The organism is Microcystis sp. LSC13-02 (assembly GCA_002282935.1).
GTDB lineage: Bacteria > Cyanobacteriota > Cyanobacteriia > Cyanobacteriales > Microcystaceae > Microcystis.
Genome location: MTBT01000082.1, coordinates 1,848 through 24,000 on the forward strand (window position 1 = coordinate 1,848; position 22,153 = coordinate 24,000).

General features: G+C 39.5%; 10 protein-coding genes. All 10 read right to left on the reverse strand.

Annotation, left to right across the window (positions count from 1 at the left end; translation table 11 throughout):
* Window positions 1-265: 265 nt before the first annotated feature.
* Window positions 266-3,364, reverse strand: coding sequence for an efflux RND transporter permease subunit (locus BGL89_RS04845; protein ID WP_286824707.1), 3,099 nt, complete (start codon window positions 3,362-3,364; stop codon window positions 266-268).
* Between the two features lie 245 nt (window positions 3,365-3,609).
* Window positions 3,610-5,136 (reverse strand): efflux RND transporter periplasmic adaptor subunit, encoded by a 1,527-nt coding sequence (locus BGL89_RS04850; protein WP_286824708.1) that lies wholly within the window; start codon window positions 5,134-5,136, stop codon window positions 3,610-3,612.
* Window positions 5,137-5,221: 85 nt separating this feature from the next.
* Window positions 5,222-5,629 carry a hypothetical protein gene (locus tag BGL89_RS04855; protein ID WP_286824709.1) on the reverse strand — a complete coding sequence of 136 codons (408 nt, stop codon included), beginning with the start codon at window positions 5,627-5,629 and terminating at the stop codon, window positions 5,222-5,224.
* A gap of 229 nt (window positions 5,630-5,858) precedes the next feature.
* A complete protein-coding gene (locus BGL89_RS04860) occupies window positions 5,859-7,136 on the reverse strand; it encodes an NAD(P)/FAD-dependent oxidoreductase (RefSeq protein ID WP_286824710.1) in 1,278 nt (425 codons plus the stop codon).
* A 64-nt stretch (window positions 7,137-7,200) separates the two neighbouring features.
* On the reverse strand, window positions 7,201-8,373 hold the full coding sequence (locus tag BGL89_RS04865; RefSeq protein ID WP_286824711.1) for an MFS transporter: 1,173 nt from the start codon (window positions 8,371-8,373) through the stop codon (window positions 7,201-7,203).
* Between the two features lie 107 nt (window positions 8,374-8,480).
* Window positions 8,481-10,031, reverse strand: coding sequence for a PfaD family polyunsaturated fatty acid/polyketide biosynthesis protein (locus BGL89_RS04870; RefSeq protein ID WP_286824712.1), 1,551 nt, complete (start codon window positions 10,029-10,031; stop codon window positions 8,481-8,483).
* Between the two features lie 82 nt (window positions 10,032-10,113).
* On the reverse strand, window positions 10,114-15,117 hold the full coding sequence (locus BGL89_RS04875) for a short-chain dehydrogenase (protein ID WP_286824713.1): 5,004 nt from the start codon (window positions 15,115-15,117) through the stop codon (window positions 10,114-10,116).
* 45 nt (window positions 15,118-15,162) lie between these two features.
* Window positions 15,163-16,920, reverse strand: coding sequence for an SDR family NAD(P)-dependent oxidoreductase (locus BGL89_RS04880; protein WP_286824714.1), 1,758 nt, complete (start codon window positions 16,918-16,920; stop codon window positions 15,163-15,165).
* A gap of 177 nt (window positions 16,921-17,097) precedes the next feature.
* Window positions 17,098-17,817 carry a Rossmann-fold NAD(P)-binding domain-containing protein gene (locus tag BGL89_RS04885; RefSeq protein WP_045359215.1) on the reverse strand — a complete coding sequence of 240 codons (720 nt, stop codon included), beginning with the start codon at window positions 17,815-17,817 and terminating at the stop codon, window positions 17,098-17,100.
* A 56-nt stretch (window positions 17,818-17,873) separates the two neighbouring features.
* Window positions 17,874-21,695, reverse strand: a complete 3,822-nt coding sequence (locus BGL89_RS04890) for a beta-ketoacyl synthase N-terminal-like domain-containing protein (RefSeq protein WP_286824715.1) — start codon at window positions 21,693-21,695, stop codon at window positions 17,874-17,876.
* Window positions 21,696-22,153: the final 458 nt, after the last annotated feature.

Consider the following 22,153-nt stretch of genomic DNA (forward strand, 5'->3'; position numbering starts at 1 on the left):
CTATCTGCGTCAACCCCGTTGACGCGACCACCCTAAAAAAGTGGCGTGGTGAGGAATCGCCGTCCGTTTTACGGCGGCGAGGATGTCAAACGACTGACTTCTTTGCTTCGGGTTAAAACCCCGTCAGTCCCGCTCGCTCAAGCCTTCACTGGGTAAGCTTTTCGACCTCTTTGACCCCATCTTGCTCCCAAAAATGAGCGGACGATGAGTTAAGACTCTTCCTCACTCTTGATGGGAAGACAAAATGACTGCGATAATCATACCGTTACTGCGGTTTAGCACTCTGTGCAAGGTTTTTACGACATAAGAGTACATATACGGAAGGAACAAAATATAACGCCATTAAAGTTGCGCCACCTAACCCACCTATAATACTAATGGCAAGAGGCGGCCAAAAACCACTAGGATCGAATAATAAAGGGATAAACCCAATAATAGTTGTTAAGGTGGTCGCTATCACATGACGAGTAGCTCGCATCACTACATTTCGAGTTGCTCGACGTGAACCAAGGCTGGCTTGAGTATCATGACGCAAAGCGTCAAGAATTACGATTGAATCATTAACACAGATTCCTAACAGTCCAATGATCCCTAAAATCGCTGTAAACCCAAAGGGATAATTAAACAAGGCCAATGATCCTAAGCCTAGTCCTAAGGATAAAATCGCAACAAGAATAATAATACTTGCCATGCGGAAAGAATTAAAAGTGAGGACTAAACTGGCCACCATAATGATCCCTAAAACCCCAAGAGTTGCAATCAAATTACTTAAAGCATCCTGGCGTTCTCCTTGTTCTCCGCCAAAATCCCATGAATAACCATAGGGTAACTGAAAATTACTCATTTCTAATCGTTTTTCAAACTCAGAGAGTACCTGTTCCGGTAATACACCAGCCGGAATAAAACCCTGTATGGTATTCATCCGTTGGCCATTACGACGTGAAATAGCAACAATATCTGGCAAAATTTCCACCGTCCCCACAGTAGATAGGGGAACAATTGTCGATGAAGTGGCAGAATTTCCCGAAGATAAGAGGTTTAATGAGCTAATTTCAGCTAAATTGCTCCGTTGACTATTAGAAGTCCGAACTCTCACAGGTAGTTCTTTTGTTCCTTCTAAAATCGAGCCTCCGACTGTTCCCTCTAAACTGGTATCTAATTGACGAGCAACGGCTGTTTTATCTAACCCTGCTAAACGTAGCTTTTCTTCATTAAGATTGACAGCTAATTTGGGCAAACTTTCGCTTAAAGTGGCGCGAGTATGGATAATATCCGGGGTTTTAGCTAATTCGGCGCGAACTTGATCCCCTAAAACCTGTAATTGCACTAAATCTGACCCATATAAGCGTAATTCAATCGGTGCATCAAACGGCGGACCCTGTTCTAATTGTCGGACAATAATTTGCGCTTGGGGAAAGGCTTGATCTAATTCTTGCTGTAAGGTGCGAATTAACGCACCCGACTTGACGTTTTTCTGAAGTTGAACAATTCCTTGCGCGTAATTAGGAGATTGTTCTCGATTTTGTAAGACATTGTAGTAAAAAGAGGGCGCACTTTTCCCAATAAACCATTGAACGTCTTGAATTTCAGGATGCTTTAAGATTAACTTTCGGGCTTGCATCACTTGAGACTCGGTTTCGGGTAAAGACACGCTGATGGGTAATTCAAAGGTTAAATGAAATTGTTCGCGATCGGTGGGGGGGAAAAACTGTTGTTGTAGGTTAGGAAAGCCAATAAAACCCCATAAGGGAAGAATAAGAATAAGGGCGATCGCTAATAAGGGACGTTGAAAAGTGCGATCTAAACTCCACTTATAAAGATAGGTTAAACGAGAATGGGTAAATCCGCTTTGCCACCAATATCCATTTGTGGGGGTTGGTTGCCAATGATGTAATCTTCCCGCTAAGGCGGGAATCACGGTGACAGATAGAATAAACGAGCTAATTAGGGCTAAAATTACGGTTACTCCAATCGTTCCGGTAAATTCTCCAGTTGATCCTGAAGCGGTAGCAATGGGCAAAAAAGCGATAACACTGGTAAAGGTAGAAGCGAGTAAGGGAATAAAAATATGATGTACGGTAGTAGCAACGGCTTTGAGCGGTGATATACCTTCTTCTTCTTTTAAAGCCATTTGCACCTCATCAACCACAATAATCGCATTATCAATTAATAATCCCAAAGCGATAATTAACCCTGTCACCGAAATTTGATGTAGGGGAATTCCTAACACCCTCATACTGCCAAAAACCATCAAAACTGATAAAGGAAGGGATGTTCCCACGATTAAAGATGATTTCCAGCCCATGATCACAAAGGTGATCCCAAAAACTAAGACAGCACCCATGATCAGGTTTGATAAAACCGAGTCCAGTTGTTGCTGCACATAACGACTTTGATTAAAGATAATGTGTAGGCCCATTCCTTGAGGAAGGTTTTTTTCAAATCTTTCTAACTTAGCCTTGGCGACTGTCATCCAAGAATCTAAGCGTCTATCAGATTCCACAAAAGCAGTAATTGCGATCGCCATTTTTCCCTTAATCATCGCGACTTCTCTGGGGGGATCTTCAATTCCTTTACTAATATTTGCAATATCACCTAATCGCACTACTTGACTAGACGAACCTGATTTAATTGATAAACGATTTAAACGGTCTAAAGAATCTAATTCTCCTTCAATTTCCAGCAATAAGTTACTTTGTTCGCTTCGTAATTGACCGGCAGCAACTTTGGCATCACTTTCTAAGATTTGTTGAGAAAGGGACTGTATAGTTAATCCTAAATGGGTTAATTGTTGGGGATCAACTTCAACTCGAATTTCCTCCGTAGGATTGCCAAATAATTCAACTTTTTCTGTTCCTTCAATTAACCGTAAATCATCTTCTAATTCTTGCGCCCAACGGCTCAAAATGCCATAATTCGGAGGGCTTGATAATTGCCAAGTTAAAGCAACAATTAAGGCGTTGGCTTTGGGTTTTGATTCTTCAAATTCAGGAAGAGAAGTTCCCGATGGTAATTGAGAAACAGCATCATTGACTTTATCACGAATTTGTGACCAAACGGGATCAACATCGGTAATTTGGTCATTTAATTCAATGGTAATGCTGGAGAAGCCAAGCTGAGAGGTAGAATCAATATTTTGAATTTCTTCGACTTCTAGTAAAGCTTGTTCTAATTTATCAGTAACTAGCGTTTCTACTCGTTCAGGGGTTGCGCCAGGAAATTGGGTGTTAATGACCGCAAAACGAGGGGTTAATTCGGGATCTTCCATACGAGGTAAACTGAAAAAGGAAGATAAGCCCCAAACGGTGATCGCTAAAATAGTTAAAACTAATAATCGGACGTTTTTATAAAAGATAGAAGACATAGGAGAATGATGAATTAAGAATTGAGAATTATGAAGTTCGGGGGAGAAAGTAATAAGTAATAAGTAGGGAGGCACAATTATTTGTAGGATGGGTTAGCGCACTTCGTAACCCATGCCTAGGTTGGGTTTCATGCTTCAACCCAACCTACGTTCATCTTATATTTAATTCCACCCACCCACTTAAGTAATAAGTAATAAGTAATAGGTGTTCAGCTTTTCATTGATAACTGATAACTGCTCACTGTTCACTGTTTACTGATTTTTACCTTTTGCCCCGAAATAATGCGATTTGTGCCATTAGTAATCACTTTTTCCGTTCCGTCTAATGTTCCTCGCACGAGAACTCGCTCCCCATCGGTGTATAAAACCTCCACATCCCGACGTTCTACGACAAATCCTTGGGCTGCATTCCCATCTCCTAAGACATAAATTGACCATAAACCGCGAATTCCTTTGACTAGGGTGGTGCTGGGTAGCCAATAACCTGAAGTATCGATGTTTTGTTGCCATTGCCATGTTACGATTTGTCCAGTGGTTATTTCGGGCGAGGTAACTTCACCCTTACCTCTACCTCCTTCAAGTTGGAAAACCACCGTTACGGTACGACTCGCAGAATCGAGTTCGGGTAAAATTGCCTTGACGGTTGCTGAATAGGATTTTTGGTCAATTTTTAAAGTGTGAGACCGTCCAATCTTGATCTCAGACGTTAAAGACGTAGGAACACCAATATGGGCTTTAACGCCGTCTAATTGTACCAAACGCACCACCCCTTGACCAGCTTGTACCGCCGTTCCTTGATCGAGATAACGTTTTTGAATTTTGCCCGAAAAAGGGGCTTGAAGAACGGTCTTTTCTAAATCAAGTTCAATACTAGCTAGACGACTATCTAGCTGTTTGATCCCTGCTTTTTTAGCTTCAATCACTTCACTACGAGTTCCGGCTAATAATTCATCTAATTGACTTTGAGCCTGTTTAACCCTTGCTTGCTGTTGGCGAATGATTTCAGGGCGCGTTCCCGCTAATAACTCATCTAATTGACTTTGAGCTTCATTAACCCTTGCCTGTTGACTATCCATATCTGTGACGACTTCGTCAAACTGTTCACGAGAAATAGCCCCTTGCGTATAAAGATTCTGTCGTCGCTCCTGTTTACTACGAGCCAAAGCTAATTGTGCTTGCAGGGTTTTCAAACGCGCTTGGGCTGCCGCAATGGTTTCAGCACGAGGTCCTACTTCCATCTCTTGTAGTTGAGCTTTTTCTTGAGCCAAATTTGCTTGGGCCGCGGCAATGGTTTCAGCACGAGAACCCGCCTCCATTTCCTTTAATTGTGCTAAAGCCTGTTGTTTTTGGGCTAATAAGTCTTGTTTTTGGGCGATTAATTGACGGTCATCTAAACGAGCAAGGGGCGTTCCTTGATTCACCCATTGTCCTTCTGTCACCAGCAGTTGAGTCATTGTTCCTCCTCGTTCAAACCCTAAATCACTGGTATTTTGAGCGACAATTTCCCCAGTGTAAGTTCGAGACTGTTGATAAGCATTGACCTGTACTAGCTGGTCGATTTCAACGGGGAGAAAATGTTCATTTTCAGCAACAGAAGGAGCGATTGGTTGAGTTGGTTGACTGATTGACCCAATCCCATAACCGACTCCTAACAATAAAAGTCCCCCAAGATACCATCGCCGAGCCCCTTGTAAACGGCGTTTTGAGTGTTTTTGAGGTTCAGAAGAGGTGATAGTGATTTTTAGGGGATCTTCCGACATAGGGGGTGACATAGGATGGCTATCTGGCATAAGTCTAATCATTAAAGAGTTTAACGTGAAGACGGGGATGGGTCTCAGCTTATCTACAACTGCTGTCTTATTTTTTCCGAATTTTATTTTTCAAACGACACCCCACGGCAATAATGCCTAAACTCATTAAGCCAAGGGTAACAGAGGGGTCGGGAGTCGAAACAATTCTCAGTTGCAGGGGAAATCGAATGGAAACAACTGGATTTAATGCCCCTAGTGACCCATCAACAAAGACTTGGTCGGGAACAACGGCGGCATCTTCACTGACTAATTGTACTTTATTAGAACCCACATCCGCTAAGAAAGCATTGGCTAATCCGTCAAATTGTCCTAACAAGCCGGCTACCTTAGCGACACTAAAGGGATTACTAATAATCGCTTCTGTGTCATCATCAGGGGCGGTGGTTGCACCATATTCTAAGAATGAATAAATATCGCTATAACCAAAGCTAAGAATTTTAGTAGTATCTAGCAATAAAAAGCTCTCCACTTCATTAGAATTAGCGGCATAAATGCGTTCTTCTAGAGAGGAGGTAGGAGAGGAAAAATAGTTCTCTCCATCCTAAAGGAGGTTTCAGAAAAGTTCAGAATTTTTCAACTTCTTTTAAGAAACTTATGGTTAGCGGTAGTTAAATTTACTTAAAAGAGTCAAGCAAAATACTTAAGTATAGTTACTTATTGTTAATTCTGTATTTTGCCAAACATTACCCTTTTCTCAAACGTTCAACTAATTCAACCGCACAACCGATGCCACTTTCATGAAATCCGTAGGAATCAATGCCCCGTTTTTTGAGGTGGAAATAAGTACCTGAGAAGTAAATGGGGCCAGTTTCATTGAGTTGATAAATTTGTTTTTGGGCTTCTAGAGTATTCATGTCATAAGCTGGATGTCGATACTTAAGAATGCGGATAATTTTGTCTTCATCAATGGCGATGGGGGGGGTATCTAGAGAAACAAAATAATCTTTCTTAGCCGTAAAATTATGGACTTTGTTAGCATAATATGTCACATAAGTATAAAGCTTTCCTTCTTTAGTTACTTGCCCATAATTCCATGATTGCCATTTACTGCGATCAGGGTTCATGATAACGGGATCAGTATGAACAGTTACGGCGGTTTCATTATACTTAAAACAGCCTAAGATGTTTTTTTCTAATTCAGTTGATTCAGCAAGTATTCCTAATGCTTGATCAGCGTGAGTAGCCATAACCACCTTATCATAAACTTCTTCATCTGTGGTCGTTTTTACCGTTACTTTTCCGTCTTCTCTTTTTTTAACGTAAATCACTTCTTGTTCAGTACGAATGGGTTTCTTTAAAGCATCTTTGACCCTTTCAACATAACGACTACTTCCCCCTTTAACAGTTTGCCATTCGACCGTTTTTCCCCCCAATCCTCCTTGATCATGAGTCATAAAAAAGCTGATAAAAGTTGAAGCTGGAAACTCCATTAACAAGTCTGTCGGAATTGACCAAACGGCTGATCCCATTAGCATGACAAAGTTATCTCGGAAGGATTGGCTATAGTTATTTTTATCTAGATATTCTTGCATAGAAATTCTCGTTTTTCCTTCCCAGAAATCAGCTCGCGCTTCAGAGAAAAAGCGTTTAGCTTCTTGATAACAAGCTACTAATTCTGGAGGTTGTTGACGGGCAAATTCTTCCATCGGCAGCTCTAGATCTAGGGAATTAAACTGCATTCCAGTATCTAAATTATAGAAATTAAAGCCACCTAAATGATCTTGAGTCTCTGCTCCTAAATCAGCAAAAAATTTCATCAAGTTGGGATAATTAGGTTTATTACAAACCACAAAAGCCGTATCAAAAGAAATCCGTTGACCCTCCTCATCCAAATCTAAGGTGTGAGCATGACCGCCGACACGACTACTTTTTTCATAGACATCAACCTCATATTGATCTTGAAGATAATAGGCAATGGGTGTGCCAGAAATACCCGAACCAATGATTGCTAATTTTTCCATAATTTTGTCCTTGAATAAATTGTGAAGGGGGTTAATTAGTGGGGTTAAAATTTAAGAAACTTTCCTAACTATTCTCCGAAGAATGTTGATAGTCAGGATGGGACTTTTGGGACTGACTTAAACTCAGCAAAAATAAGACAAAAATGACTAACATTAATGAGAAGATATACCGAGTTCCCATCATGGTCATGACAATAGCTGATAGAATGGGACCGGCGGTACAACCTGCACTATAAATTGAGGTAAAGACAGCACTCCCGGAGGATAATTCATTAAGGGTAACGGTAGAACCAATCAGGGCTAATGATAAGGGAAAAATGGGACTCATTCCTACCCCAGAGACAAAAGCTAAAAAGGGGGTAATCATGGGATTTTCGATTAAAGATAAGCCAAAAACTGAAACAATAACAATAATTACACTACCGACTAAAACCTTAACTGTCCCCATCTTATCGGCTAAATGAGTAATAGGAACAGTTGAAATTAATCCGCCTAAAATAAACAAGCCAAAGATTAACCCCATGCGCTCAATACCATAGTTTTGTTCGAGTAAAAAAAGTGGATAAAGAGAAACTAAGGTGGCAACACTGAAGCCATAAGCAAAAGCTCCTTGTAGGGGAAGTTTGAGCTTTTGAATAATGCTAAAGTTGGGCTTTTGAAACTTAACCGTTTTCTCTGGTAATCCAAAAAAGACAACAACAATTCCACTTAAAATCAAGCCACTTCCTAATAAAAAAGTGATCTTAGGAGAAAGATTATAGGCGACTGCTCCCATAATCGGACCGATACCAAAACCTAAGCTAAAAGCTAAAGCATCTAAACCATTAACCATGGCTCGATTTTGATCATTACAAAAATAGTTAATAGCGGTTTGTCCAGAAATCAGATATAAACAACAGGCCAAACCCATAACGCCACGAATGATAAACCAAAGAGATAATTGAGTAGTAAAGGCAAATAGAGGTGCAGTTATTCCCATTAAAAGGAATCCTAACATCATGGTTTTTCTTAATCCAATTTGGCGAAGAATACTAGCCACAATCGGTGTTCCTGCGGCAATGACAAAAAAGTAAAGGGTAGAATTTGCTCCAATGACAATATTGTCGTAACCCTTTTCTTTCATAAGGGTAGAAATAAAGGGGTTAAATAACCCTAGGGAAATTCCCGATAAAAAGGCCACTAAATAAAGGGCGGGAAGTCCAACAGAAAAGGGAGAATTGGCATTTTTAGTCATCATGGGAAAATTCCAGCACAAGGTTAGTAAGCTAAACGGCTTTTACTTCGGATCACCGATATAGACTCCAAAAGGGTTATAGCTATTGGATCATGCAGGTTAAGCGCCGTTTAGCTTAGACGATAAAAATGATAGTGGGACGGAAGATTTACCCCCTGTAATTTCAGACTTTGCAGACGATAAAGATAAGCAGCACCCCGCATGATGTGCATAGCTACATCCACCACTTTGCGATTTTCGGAAAATTCTAAATAAGTTCCTCGAACCCAATCATTAAATGAACCCATCGCCGGACCACACCAAATTTGATAATCCATGGTTCGTTGTGGCTGTCCACTGGTTGCCCAACGAGAAGAAAGCCCTAAATACCAGCGAAAAATTAAAGCCATTTTCCGTTTAGGATTATTATTCGCTCGTTCAATTTGTTCGGGATCTCGCTCTTGAAAATAAGCAACGGTTTCTTGCCAAACTGCCTCTAATGGTTTTTGGAAAATTTGCTTTTCTATGGTTTGACGAACCTCGGTCGGAATGGCATCAATTCCCTCATAAGTTTGATACAAATCATATAATTTTTGCGCGCGCATGGGGAATAAACTTCCCCGTTTTAAGAGTTGAACTTTCACACCCATTTCAAACATATCAGCACAAGGGGCCATTACCACATCGGCCATTGCTGCTTGGGCAAGTAATTGTTTGGTATGTTCAGATGTTCCCGCTTCAATACAAGCATGGTTGACTGAACCCGTCACAATGTAACTTGCTCCCATCATAAAGGCTGCTAAAGCTGATTCTGGGGTACTAATCCCACCGGCAGCCCCCACTCTAATAGAACACTCATACTGATATTGCTGTTGAATCTCATTGCGTAAGGCAATAATAGAAGGGAGAAGGCAAACCAAAGAACGATTATCTGTGTGACCACCAGAGTCAGCTTCAACGGTTATATCATCGGCTAAAGGAACTTTTTCAGCTAAAGTTGCTTGTAAGGCTGTAATTTGTCCTTGTTCAACTAAAGCTTTCAGCAGTTTAGGGGGAGCAGGTTTTAAGAATTTCTGAGCAACTTCAGTCCGAGAAATTTTGGCAATGATCTTATTTTGGGTTTCAATATCGCCTTGAGAATTTAGATGTAATCCTGATGCTCGGTAACGGACAATATGGGGGGTTAAATCCAGGTAAGCAGAGGCTTCAACAGTTCTTACCCCATATTTGAGGTAAAGTTCCACTGAACCCCGTTCTAGGGCTTCCTCTGAGGGGCTATGGATTAAATTGAAGGCATATCGTCCATTGGGTAAAGCTTCTTGAATGGTGTGAATGGCTTTTTCAACCCGTTGGGGAACTAACCCAGCTGCCCCAAAACTGGCTAAAAATCCGGCTTTTCCCAAAGAAATGACTAAATCTTCGGAAGCAATGCCCCCAGCCATTGCACCGGCTGCATAAGCATAGTCTAACCCATGAAAGTCACAAAAAGCGCGATCGCCTAATTGTTGGGGTGATAGGGCATTAATCATGCTATGGGGCAGTATATCAGCATTAGGTTGGTGAGAAAGTCCTATCTGGTTATTTTTCCAATATACATAACAAGGTTGCTCTAAATTGCCTAATTTTTCTCGAATTCCTTCACTATCAAAGGAGATAGACGTTGTAAGGGGAGTGGTAAGCATGAGGTTTATTTCTCGATTATTGTTGACTTGAAACTGAGGGAAAGAGATGGGTGCTAACTGATAACTGTTTACTGTTTACTATTTACTGTTCATTGTCTAATAGACACAAGGCGATGTCTTTAATTTCGTAAATTCTTAAGTCTTCTTTCCAAAGACTGGCATCTCCGATAATTGTGATTACATCATCTTCGACTCGAATATCGGAAATATGCACTTCTAAAGACATTAAACGATTTTCGGGTGTAATTTGTCCTCGATATTTCCATGTAATTTGATGATTAATGGCTTGACCAAAGCGAGGATTTTTGAAAGATTTGCCTAAGTCTAATTGCAGCGCATAAGTTTGCATAGCTTGAAGAATAGACTCAACGCCTAATGCACCAGGCATCACCGGATCTTGATAGAAATGGAAGGGAAAATACCAATCTTCGGGAGTAATTGATTGGCTGGCATAAATATATCCTTTTTGATACTTACCCCCATCTTGAATTAAGAAAACTTTTTCGATAAAATCAAGATAATTTTGAGAAAGACGATAGTGGGGTTTTTCAGGATTTACTGAATAGAAGTTTTCGTGAGTTAAGGAATCTTGTAAATTAATTTCCTGTACGGTTAAATCGGATAAATTATTCAGTTGATACCAAGGTTTAAGACGTTTTCCGCCATCAAGTCCCACTTGATTCGCTAACACGGCTGTGCTAAAGTCTCCAAAGACCATATTTCCCCGATAAAAAGGTTCACCTTCACAAGATAATTCAAACTCAAACTTTTGAATAATTGCCCCTTGAATAGCGGTAGTAGAAAGGAGACGAACTTTATCCGTAATGGTTTTATTACGGAGGTCAATTTCTTTGAGAATTGTCCCCTGTCCATCTAAATTACGAAAATGAAGATCATCTTCTGGGAATAATAAAGTTGCTCCCATATAAACCCCTAAGAAAATACAAGGTTGACCTGCAATTTCAATGTAAGTACAGTAGGGCAAAGTGGGATAGGCATTATGGTTATAAAACCAAGCATTTTCTTTGACATCAAATTCGGTAATAATTTCCGATGGTTTTTGCAATTCATGACGTTTACCTTCGATGTCTAATACCCGACTGACTAACTGAAACTCCCCATTAGGTAAACGAACCGATTGACGATTTTCATAAATATCGAATTCTGATCCCAAACAAGCAGCCACTGCTCCTTTAGCAAAGGTTTTTAATTGGTTTTCATTAAATAAAACTGATGGCTGTTTTGATAATTGGGAAATATGGGGGAATGTTACTGACTCAATGGGTTGGAATATACTGGGAATGGTAGCTATTTTTTCTACCAGTTGAACACCAATACTTTTAATAGTAGCAATGGTTTTTCCGCCAAAAATAACATCCACATTAGCCAGAAGATAAGGTTGAGGAGAAAGTCCAATTTCTAACACCTCCATTTGATACATTAAAGTTCCATTTTGGGGAGTCACTTGTCCCCGAAAACGGGCTGCTTGGGTTTGATTAGGAATCACCTGAAAACGAGCATCTTTCGTGTGAGTTTGTAACCCTAACCATAAACAATAAAATTGCACCAGTTGGATACTTCCTTCAATCATTAAATTCCCCGGTAAAGTGGGGTCATTTTTAAAATGACAAGAATAATACCAGTCCTCAGGGGTGATCTGTTTTGATCCCACTGCTAACCCTAGTCCAGCTATTCCTCCTTGAGGATTTACCATCATCACTTTCTCTAACATTAAGAGTTTTTCTGGGGGTAATCTGAGGGAAGAATTTAAGCCATTTTGTTGATAGATTTTCCCTAAACAAGCCTCAATATTTCCTTGACTTAGATTAAGAAGTTCTTCTTTTTTGAAGAATGACTTAGAACAGGTTAAAAGAGGAATAAACTGTTGTTTTTTAATCAAGTTTCGTTCTTTTTCTTCAGCCTCTTTTAGCACAATTCCCTGTCCTTTTTCTAATTCTTCATCAGAAAAGAGTCCAGCACAACCGTCATGAAATTTCATCCAAACTTGATCGCCAATTAACACCTCTCCTTGGAAGAAAATTAATAAGCTATCATCAGTTTTAACCGAAGATGTGATCTTAACTCGACACCGTAACAACTTAACGTTTTCCGGTTGTTCAAATAAGAAGGTTGCAGATAAATCTAATAAACGGAAAGATCGTTTTCCTTGATTTTCAAAATCTGTCCCGATATAACTTAATAGCATCAGGAGTCCGTGGCCGGCTTCTTGACAAATTCCTACCGTTAATTGACCATCAACTGCATACCAAGCATCTTCTGGTACATCATATTCTGTTTCGATGAAACCTGATTTATAATCACCTAATTTTCCTTCTAATTGAGTCACCCGACTGACAAACAAAAAGGGAGGAGACGGCATTCTGACTCGTTGGGTATAATGATCAATGGGTTCATATTCTTGACCAAAAACCTTAGAGACTTTACCTTCAATAAATTCGAGGATCTCAGGTTGATCAAATAAACAAGGTTTAACGGTTTTAGGATGAGAAGAAATAACGCTTGTTCTTGAATAATCAACCGTAGAAATGGTTTGAACTTGGGAAAGAAGTTGAGTAGAAGAAGCGACTAAAACAGCGGCTTTTTGAGAAGCAGTATTTTCTCGAATAATTGAATTTTGTTGCTCAGTTTGGCGTTCAATATTAGCTTTGGGTGCTGTGGTTAACACTGTCTTAAAAATCGCCTCTAAGGTTTCTGCTTCATCTGTTAAATAAAGAGGGGATAAGTCTAGTTCTACCCCATGACTAATTAATTGTGCTAACATCTTAATAATGGTCGCTAAATCATCAGCACCTCGACGATTAATACACAATGCAAGATGCTCTTTTTGACCAAGAGTTTCTGATATCCAACGAGAACAACTTCCTCCTAATCCTAATTCTAGAAAAATTTTCACCCCGTCTTGATAATTGCGTTCAATTAAGCGAGGAAAATCTAACATTTGACACATTCCTTGACTTAAATGATCACCAATTTTCTCTTTTTCTAAGGTCAGAGAATCATAATGACAAGAGGAATAAAACATAGTATCAGGTGGTGTTCCCATTGTCACAGTATTTAGCTTAAGAAACTCATTGTATTCTGATTGCATAACTTCACAATGTAAAACCATATCAGAAGGCGAACGAAACCGATCACATTGTAATTTTTCAATCACCCGTAAACAACCTTGAGAATCTCCTGCAATCGCAACTTCTTGAGGGGTATTAATATGGGTTAAATAAACCTTACTTTCTGTTTTTAAACATTCCTGAACTGCTTCAGCTGTAGCCATTAAAACATAACTACTCCATGAATTTTCATCTATCGGTTGACCCCAATATTCTGCAACGGCTTGTTTAGCTCCCATTAAACGGGTATGAAATAGGGGAGAAGAATGAACAAATTGACTTCCTTGATCCGCATTTGGCCACACTCCTAATGAATACATCATGGTACTTTCTCCCATGCTATAACCGAAGGCGGCATCAGGTTTAATTTTAAAATATTTCTGCATAATTTCGGTGAATAAAACTGCAAAACCTGTTCCCGTTTCTAAGAGAGATAAAGGGTTAGCAATGAATTGGGTTTCTAGGGTTTCTAAGTCTTGTTTAGAAAGGGGAGATTGACGGCGAGGATAAAGAGAGTTTGCTTGAAAAAAGGTAGCAGGATCACTAATTAAACTCTCTGCTCTATCCCATAATTTAGGGAATAATTGAAAAAGATTTCTTCCCATTCCTAAATAGGAGTTAAACGCACCAGGATAAACAAAAGCGACTTTACCCACTTTTCCTAACCGTTTAGGGGTAAAATAACTTCCTTGGGGACTTTTCCAAGGCTTTCCTGTATGAAAGGCTTTATCAATTCCTTTTTTAGCCTGTTTAATTTCCTTTTGCAAAGCTTCTTTGTTATTCCCAACAATTGCTACAACATAAGGAGATTGAGAATTCTGTTGAAACTGAATAAAATTCTCTTTGGCAAGATGGGGTAAGGAGAAACTGTTTTCAATACTCTGGGTTAAGTTATCAAGCTGACTGTGTAAAGATGAACTATCATTTCCAGCGAGGGGAAATAGATAAAATGACGCATAGGGTAAATAGCCATTATCGGGTGTACTTTGAGGAGTTGCTTCCGATAAAATTAAATGACTATAAGTATTTTTTTGAGTGACTAAATTAAGCGCAGCATAGCGTTTTTTTTGTCCTTTTTCAAGAAACCAAGTAAGTGATACATCAGGTATATAAAAAGGACTATTTTGCCATTCTTGAGTAAGATTAGAAGTTAACAGTTGATCGGAAGCAGGAAGATAACGATTTTTTAAGCAAAGTGCTGTTTTAATTAAGCTAATTAAATCCTCAGTTATCCCTAAGTTATTATTATTCTCTTGGACTATTCCGACTGCACAAGTTAGGTTATTATGATTAGCATAATAAGCTTCTAATAACCCTTGATCTATCTCTGTTGAGGAAACAGCTAAATAACCAATATCTGAGGGGTGAATCTTAGCATTTTCAAATGCTTGCTGACAACTTTGTTTAATCGCAACTGATGGAGAAGATAAGGGGTTAACTATTTTACTAAAGCTATCAATAATTCCGTAAACAAGCGTACTATTATTGTTTGGGATTGTTTCATAATCTTTGAGGATTAAAGCTCCGCCAATAATAGACTCAGAATTCCTATTAAGCGCACTAATAATAACTGTATCAACTTCTTTGGCAGTTAAGAGAATTTGGGCTAATTCGAGAGACTTTAATAAAGAATCATATCCTTGGGTTAATTGAAAGGTAACAATGGAAAAATTCCATAATCTTTCCAATTGATAACTAATATTTTTAAGCTCAGTTTCTTGATTGTTGCTAATATTATTAGCAGTAATTAAAGCGACTTTTTTTCCTATCTTACAAGTACAATCTTTTAACCCTTGATCAGACATCTTTGATAAGATAGACCAAGAATGATCACTAATCGGTTGGTTAGAATAATCAAGGGAGTTTCCTTGATAAATTAAAGCTGATAGTTGTTGACTGGTTAACAGTTGATTAAAGAAGCCACTTAAGCCAGCGATCGCTAATTTGGACGGTTTCATAATATCTCCTGTGAAAATGTAAATAGGGTATCAATTGAGAAAAAATTACAAGCAAACGGTATTCGATGAATTCACCGTATTTTTAAGAAACAAAACATTAAGACAAGAACTCAAAGTAACCTCCATATTAGTTGCTTCTAAATAAATTTTACCTTGAGAATGATAAGATAGTGCATTAGCAATTACCTTAGTATCACTATGTTCATTAATGGATAATTTGATCCAAAATTCTTGATTAAAAGGGAGGGAACTAAACTGCTTAAGCTCATTTAGTTTTAGGGGTAAACTACCCGAATTGTAGTGTTTTCTGACCCAAACTAAAAGACATTGAAATAAGAGATCAGCCGTATAAGAATTAAAGGATTGAACGCTAAACTGTCCTTGATCTTGTGTAGAAATTGGAGGTAAGTAACAGTTAAAAAGAAGTTCGTTGTTATTAATTTCTAAGATTTTCTTAATTCCTTGAAATCTGGGCTGATGAAACAGAACTCCTTCTTGATAGGGTTGTAAATTAAGGGAAGGTTCCGTAACAGGCTGAATACTTTCCTCAAGTTTTTTCTCAGCTATTACTTGTTTAGTAATATTAATAATCGCCCGATAATGATAAAGGGGAATTCCTTTAGCGGTTTCACTCCAAATTAAGGCTTCAAATTTAATTTCATCTTCTGTTTTCTCAACTTCAGTCAGATCCAAACAATACAAATTAGCTAAACTTTTATCAAAGACAACTCCTTTAAGCACTTGATAGTTATGACAACTTAAAAAATGATATCCTGTGTAAAGTTGTTCACAACTATTAGTGATCCATGCTAACGCACACATCGCAGGTAAAACTGCATTTCCACCAATGACATGATCATAAACAAAAGGGTTTCCTTGTAACGTCAACCGACGATATAAACGGTAACTATGCTTTTGCGGTGTAACCAGTTTAGGAGGAGGAGAAATAGGGTTACTCATGACAATAATTTGAGGGGTTTTAGCTTGAGTTTGGGTTAATTCTTCTGCTAACATTTGCGCCCCTGTTTGTTGAGGAATGACCTTAATATTTTGCTGCTCAAATAACTGTTTAAGCTGTGGTGTCACCATTCCCCCATCCCAAGGACCCCACCCAATAGAAACAACATGACAGTTAGGATATTTTTGTTGAAGTAAATAAGCATATTTGTTCAAAATTTCGTTAGCTAAAGAATAGTCAGATTGACCGACATTGCCATAAAATGAAACAAAAGAAGAAAATAAGGCAATAAATTTTAATCGGTTAACTTCTACCGAATCTAATAAACTATTTAACCCATCAATTTTGACACTATAAACCTGATCAAAATCCTGTTCAGTTTTGTTTTCAATTAATTTATCGGCTAACGTTCCCGCACCATGAATAATGCCCGTAATCTGTCCCCAACGTTGAATAATCGGTCTTAAAGTTGCTTTTAGTTGCTGTGAATCGGTAACATTAACACTGCAATACTCGGCTTTTCCTCCTACTTCTTCAATCTCTGATAAGGTTTGCTTAATTTCACGACTTTGACAGAGTTGTTGATACAGTGCTTGAACTTTTTTCGGAGTTGGTTTTTCATTTTGAGTTGTTAAATGTTGCATAATTTGCTTCTTTAACTCAGACTCATCTTGACAAGAAAGACTCCATTCAGGTTCAGTATCTAAAATTTGCGAACGACCTAATAAAATAAATTTACAATGATATTGTTGCGCCAAATAGATAACGCATTGAGCCGTAATTCCTCGGCCACCACCACTGACAATAACCACAGAAGATGAATTAAGTTGAGTATCATTAATCATGGGGAAAATACCGTGTTAGTTGATAGTTGATAGTTAATAGTTAGTAGTTAATAGTTATTAGTTAGTAGAGATTAGCTAAAAATCGGAATTTATACCGCAATTCATCTAAATAAATATAATTATGTAGGGGCGCAAGCCTTGCGCCCAGCTAATTTTATTCTAACTATTAACTTTTCCCTATTTACTGCTAAAAGAAGCTAATTCACAAGTCAAAGTCATTCGACCTTTTGGGGTATAACCCACCTCTTGAATTAAGCTATTAGGATCATGTAATTCAGCTAAAACAATTTGAGCCGTTGTCATTTCATCTAAGTCGGGACTAATATCTAGAGCGCGACAGAAGACCGATTCCCACTCTAGATTTAAGGTTTTCGTTAAGCCAAATAAACCGCCACTAATAGGGCTAAATTCTCGTTTTCCACTGAGACCAAATTCTCCATCTAAACGGGTTAAGCTGAGAAAACAACTGCGTCCTTGACTGGCCGCTTGCGTCAGAGAAGATTTAAGATGTTTGGCTAGTAAAAACACTTGTTTAACAATCGCTTGATCGGTGTTAATTGAAGTCTCTTGATCTTGATTAAACCCCTGAGAGAGAGGATGTAAATGAATAAATGTGCCGATCAGTCCACAAGTTTTAAATATATCTCCCAATTGTGCTTGTAAATGTTCTTCACTTAAATGATTGAGAACAAAATGTCGAACCCCCGCAGGAAGAGAAGAACGCACAGGAATAAGGAATTGAGGGAAACTGAGAACCACAACTTGCCAGCCTTGGTTTAGCAAACTTTGAGCAACTTGGGCAGTAGTAGATGAACCATCATCGGTCACCAAACAGGTTTGATCAGGGGTTGAGGGAAAATCCCAATAATCAGGTGCAGCAAGGGGCTTCAGTTTCATTTGATAACGTCCAATATCACCGTGTTTTCGATGGTTAGACTGGGTAGAGGTAACAACTAAGCTATTTTTTTTTCTGTCACCATCATTTTCTCCCTTAAATACTGAACAATGTGGGCTAGGGTACGTTTTTCTGCTAACGCTTCAGGGCTAAGTTTGGGCAACCCAGAGAAAGCTTCTTGCAGACTTCCCATGATTTCTACCCGTTTGATCGAGTCAATGCCTAAATCTGCCTCTAAATCCATTTCTAATGCCAACATTTCCGTAGGATAGCCTGTTTTTTCACTGACAACCTCTAATAAGGCTTGACTCAGTGCATCATCTTGAATAGAGTCTAAAGAAGGTTCGCTCACTCCTGACACAGGTTCAGGTGTAGAGATGGGTGCAATGGGTTGACGAGGTTCTAAATAGTTGACAATGGGGGAAATGTGAACGGGTTCAGGTTCGGGAGTCCGTAAGGGTTGAGGTGCAGTGTTTAAAGGTTGAGGTTCTAGAGTCCGTAAGGGCTGAGGTTCAGACTTAAAAGGAGCAGGATCAGGAAAACTAAAAGAGGAAACCTCTGAATTTGGCCGATCAAATTTTGAATTCTCCGAAGCAGCAGCAGGAGTAGAGAGTTCGTCAATTTGAGCAACTACTGTTATCTCTTTTTGTTTTAATAACTGCAACACTGATTGAAAACTCTGAGATTGATGTTTAATGTACTCTTCGTGAACCTTGGCAAGACTCTGTTGATATTGGTAGAATGCTTGTAAAATAGGGTTGATGTTGTTAGAAATAGCGTTGTTCATAGTCATGGTTACAGTTTGATCTTGAGAAACAATAGATAAATTGAGTGTTGGAATTTCCTCTGAAAGAGGCTGAGAATCAGAAGGATAAGGGTTGACGGAAGGAATAGAGGCTAAAATTTCCTCGTTTTCCGACCCTTTCACTTCCTCACACTTAGATTCAACCGTTTGGGAATCAACTGACGGTTCTATTTCCGCAGGTGAATCAGGTTGTAATGCAGCTCCGATCAAAGCTCTGGTTTTATCGCTGATGTAGTTGGTTGCATTCAGCTTAAGGGTCATACCTTTGCGTTTGCTTGAGGAAGTCTTCACCGTCAAAGCTGCATTTTCCAGATCGTTTAACGGTAAACCTAAAACTCGAAGCTGCATTACTCCTTGTGACAGTTGAATATCACTGTCCTTTTGCCGACTGGGGTTGAGCGCAATGGCCAGATGAGGGCGATCGCCTAAGATCTGTTTAACTAAGTTAGTGAGAATTTGGCGCGGTCCAATTTCCACAAAGCAATATCCGCCTTGAGCATAAATATTTTCAATTTGTTGGACAAACTGAACCGAATTCAACAACTGAGCTTCTAAAAGCTGACGCATCCCTGATAAATCTTTGGGATAAGGGGCCGCCGTCACATTAGCATAAACCGGAAGTTGGGGCGCATGAAACGTCACTTGATCCAACGCTTTCCCAAAGGGTTGACTAGCATGACGTACTAAAGAAGTATGAAAAGCAGCAGACACGGGTAAAGGCGTAACCTGATAGCCTTGAGAGCTTAAAATCTTCTCAATAGTGGCAATTTCTGAGGCTAATCCCGATAATACCACCTGTTCAGGTGCATTATAGTTAGCAATCTGCACATTGGCCATTCCTTCAACCCATTGCGCTATCTGAGATACTTTCCCAGTCACCGCTAACATGGCCCCTTGAGGGGTGGCTCCTTTCGGTGCGGCCATGGACTGGCCTCTAGCTTGGATCAAGTAATGATAATCGTCGTCTGTGAAAACGCCCGCAGCCCAGAGTGCCGTTAATTCGCCAAAACTGTGACCCGCCACAAAATTTGGCTTAAATCCCGTCTTTTGCAACGTTTTATACAGTCCTACACTGAAAGCCCCGATCGCAGGTTGAGCATTTTCCGTCCGTTGCAGTAAAGAGGTTTGCCGTTTTTCGTCCACCTCGTTAAAGGTAGGAATCGGAAATACTCCTGCTGAAAGGGGCGTTAAACCCGCTTTAGCTCTCAATGTATCCAATTTTTGATAAGCGGTTTGGATTTCTGGGAAATTTAGGGCAATTTCTCGACCCATATTCAGGTATTGAGAACCTTGGCCGGGGAACAGTGCTACGACTTTTCCCTCAAGTAATAACCCCGTCTTACGGTAATAAATACCTTGGGGATGTTCCCATGCCTCTGCTTGAGGCTGTTTTTGCAACTGTTTAACGGCTGCTTGCAGTAATTTAATAGCTTCAGCCAAGGAAGTCGCAACAAAGCCCACTCTAGCAACCTTTAAGGGAAGTTGAGCCGATTTGCTTTGATTTTGTAGTTCAATATAAACTTGTAACCCTTGGGGAGATTGCAACTGTTCTAGAGCTTTTTGACAAGTTTGTCTTAATTCTTCAGGATTTTGACCCCAGAGTAAAATTGATTGGGGACGGTGATGAATTCGATTTTCTCCTTGGGGTAATTTGGGCGTATATTCTTCTAACACCACATGATAATCAGTTCCCCCAAAGCCAAAGGAACTAACCCCGGCTCGTCTCGGTGTCTCTCCTTTGGGCAACCAAGGACGGGTTTCGGTGTTGAGATAAAAAGGCGAGTCTTCAATCTTAAATTTAGGGTTGGGTTCGGTAATATTAATGGTAGCAGGAAGAATTTTATGATGTAAGGCCAAAGTCGTTTTAATTAAACTTGCAGCACCCGCCGCCGCCTTGGTATGACCAATTTGAGATTTGACACTACCCAGAGCAATCGTTTGCTTTTCTGCGTTATTTTCGCTAAAAACCTCATTCAGGGCTGTAAATTCACAAAAATCTCCTGCTGGTGTTCCAGTACCATGGGCTTCAACTAACCCCAAGGTAGCGGGAGAAAATCCAGCCTCTTGATAGGCGCGCCGTAAGGCTCTAACTTGACCTTCAGGACGCGGTGCATAGATACTTTTAAAACGACCATCACTAGCAGTCCCGATGCCTTTAATCACTGCATAGATGCGATCGCCGTCTCGTTCTGCATCCTCAAGCCGTTTAATCACCAGCATTCCCAATCCTTCCCCTACCATCATGCCATCTGAGGTAGCATCAAAGGGATTGAGACAATCTTTCTTAGAAAAAGCCGGAGTTTTGCTAAAACACATATAGTTAAGGATGGAATTATCCGTGTCAAACCCCCCTGTAAGCATCATGTCACAACGGCCTTCGATTAATTCACTGATCGCCATTTTTAAAGCACTTAAGGAACTCGCACAGGCTGCATCCACCACACAATTAGTTCCTCCCAAATCAAAGCGATTAGTAATACGACCTGCTACGACGTTTGGTAACATACCAGGGAAAGAATTTTCTTGCCAAGGCACATAGGACGCCTTCATATTTTCGATAATTTTGTCGGTTTGTTCTTGAGATAAACCACTTTTTTGGCAAATTTTCTTCCAGAGAGGATATTGCAGACGACTGGTTAAGGGAGTAATGCTTTTCCAGAGGCCACTTCCTCCTAAAATAACCCCTGTTGTTTCTCGATTAAACTCTTTTCCTTGATCATAACCTGCATCTTCTAAAGCTTTTTTAGCCATCACTAAACCAAGTAAATGAGCCGAATCTAAAGCTTCTAACGTATCAGGTGGCAGACCAAATTCTAAAGGGTCAAAATCAATTTTTGGCAAAAAGCCACCCCATTTACCATAGGTCTTATCAGGTGCTTTCGGGTCTGGATCATAGTAATCTTCTAAATTCCATGCGCTTTCTGGCACTTCAGTGATTCCATTCACTTTACCGAGAATATTTTCCCAATATTCTTGTAAATTCTTGGCTTTAGCAAATAAGGCCGACATTCCAATAATAGCGATCGGTGTTTTTTGTAAAGCAGTTAGGGTAGAGGTTGAGGATTGAGCAGACATTGTAGGTGTGTTCTCCAATCAATAATATAGCAGTCTGTAGAAACAACGAATAGTTCTTAAAGAATGAACGAAGAATTGTTTGATTACCTTTAGTTTCAGTTTAGGCAGAGCTACCCGTTTATGCAATGGATGATCTACTCTCAAAAATGGATGATTTTTAGTAACCGTTCAGGGGGGGACAAAATCTGGTAAGTAGAGTAGTCCATCACGCTCTTTGTAACGCCAATTCAGACTTGAATTGGCGTTATTCATCGATATAAAATCTATATTTCTGAACTTACCCCATACATATCTACTACAATAGCCGAAAACCCTTATCCATCAATGGATACACCCATTAACCTTCCTTAATGTACCCATGTAATTTGGGCTCTTCGTTACCCTTTATGCTAAATCAACAGACAAGATGCCAAGACAACATACTTCTAACCCAAAAATTCCGAAAGTTTCTAAAGCCA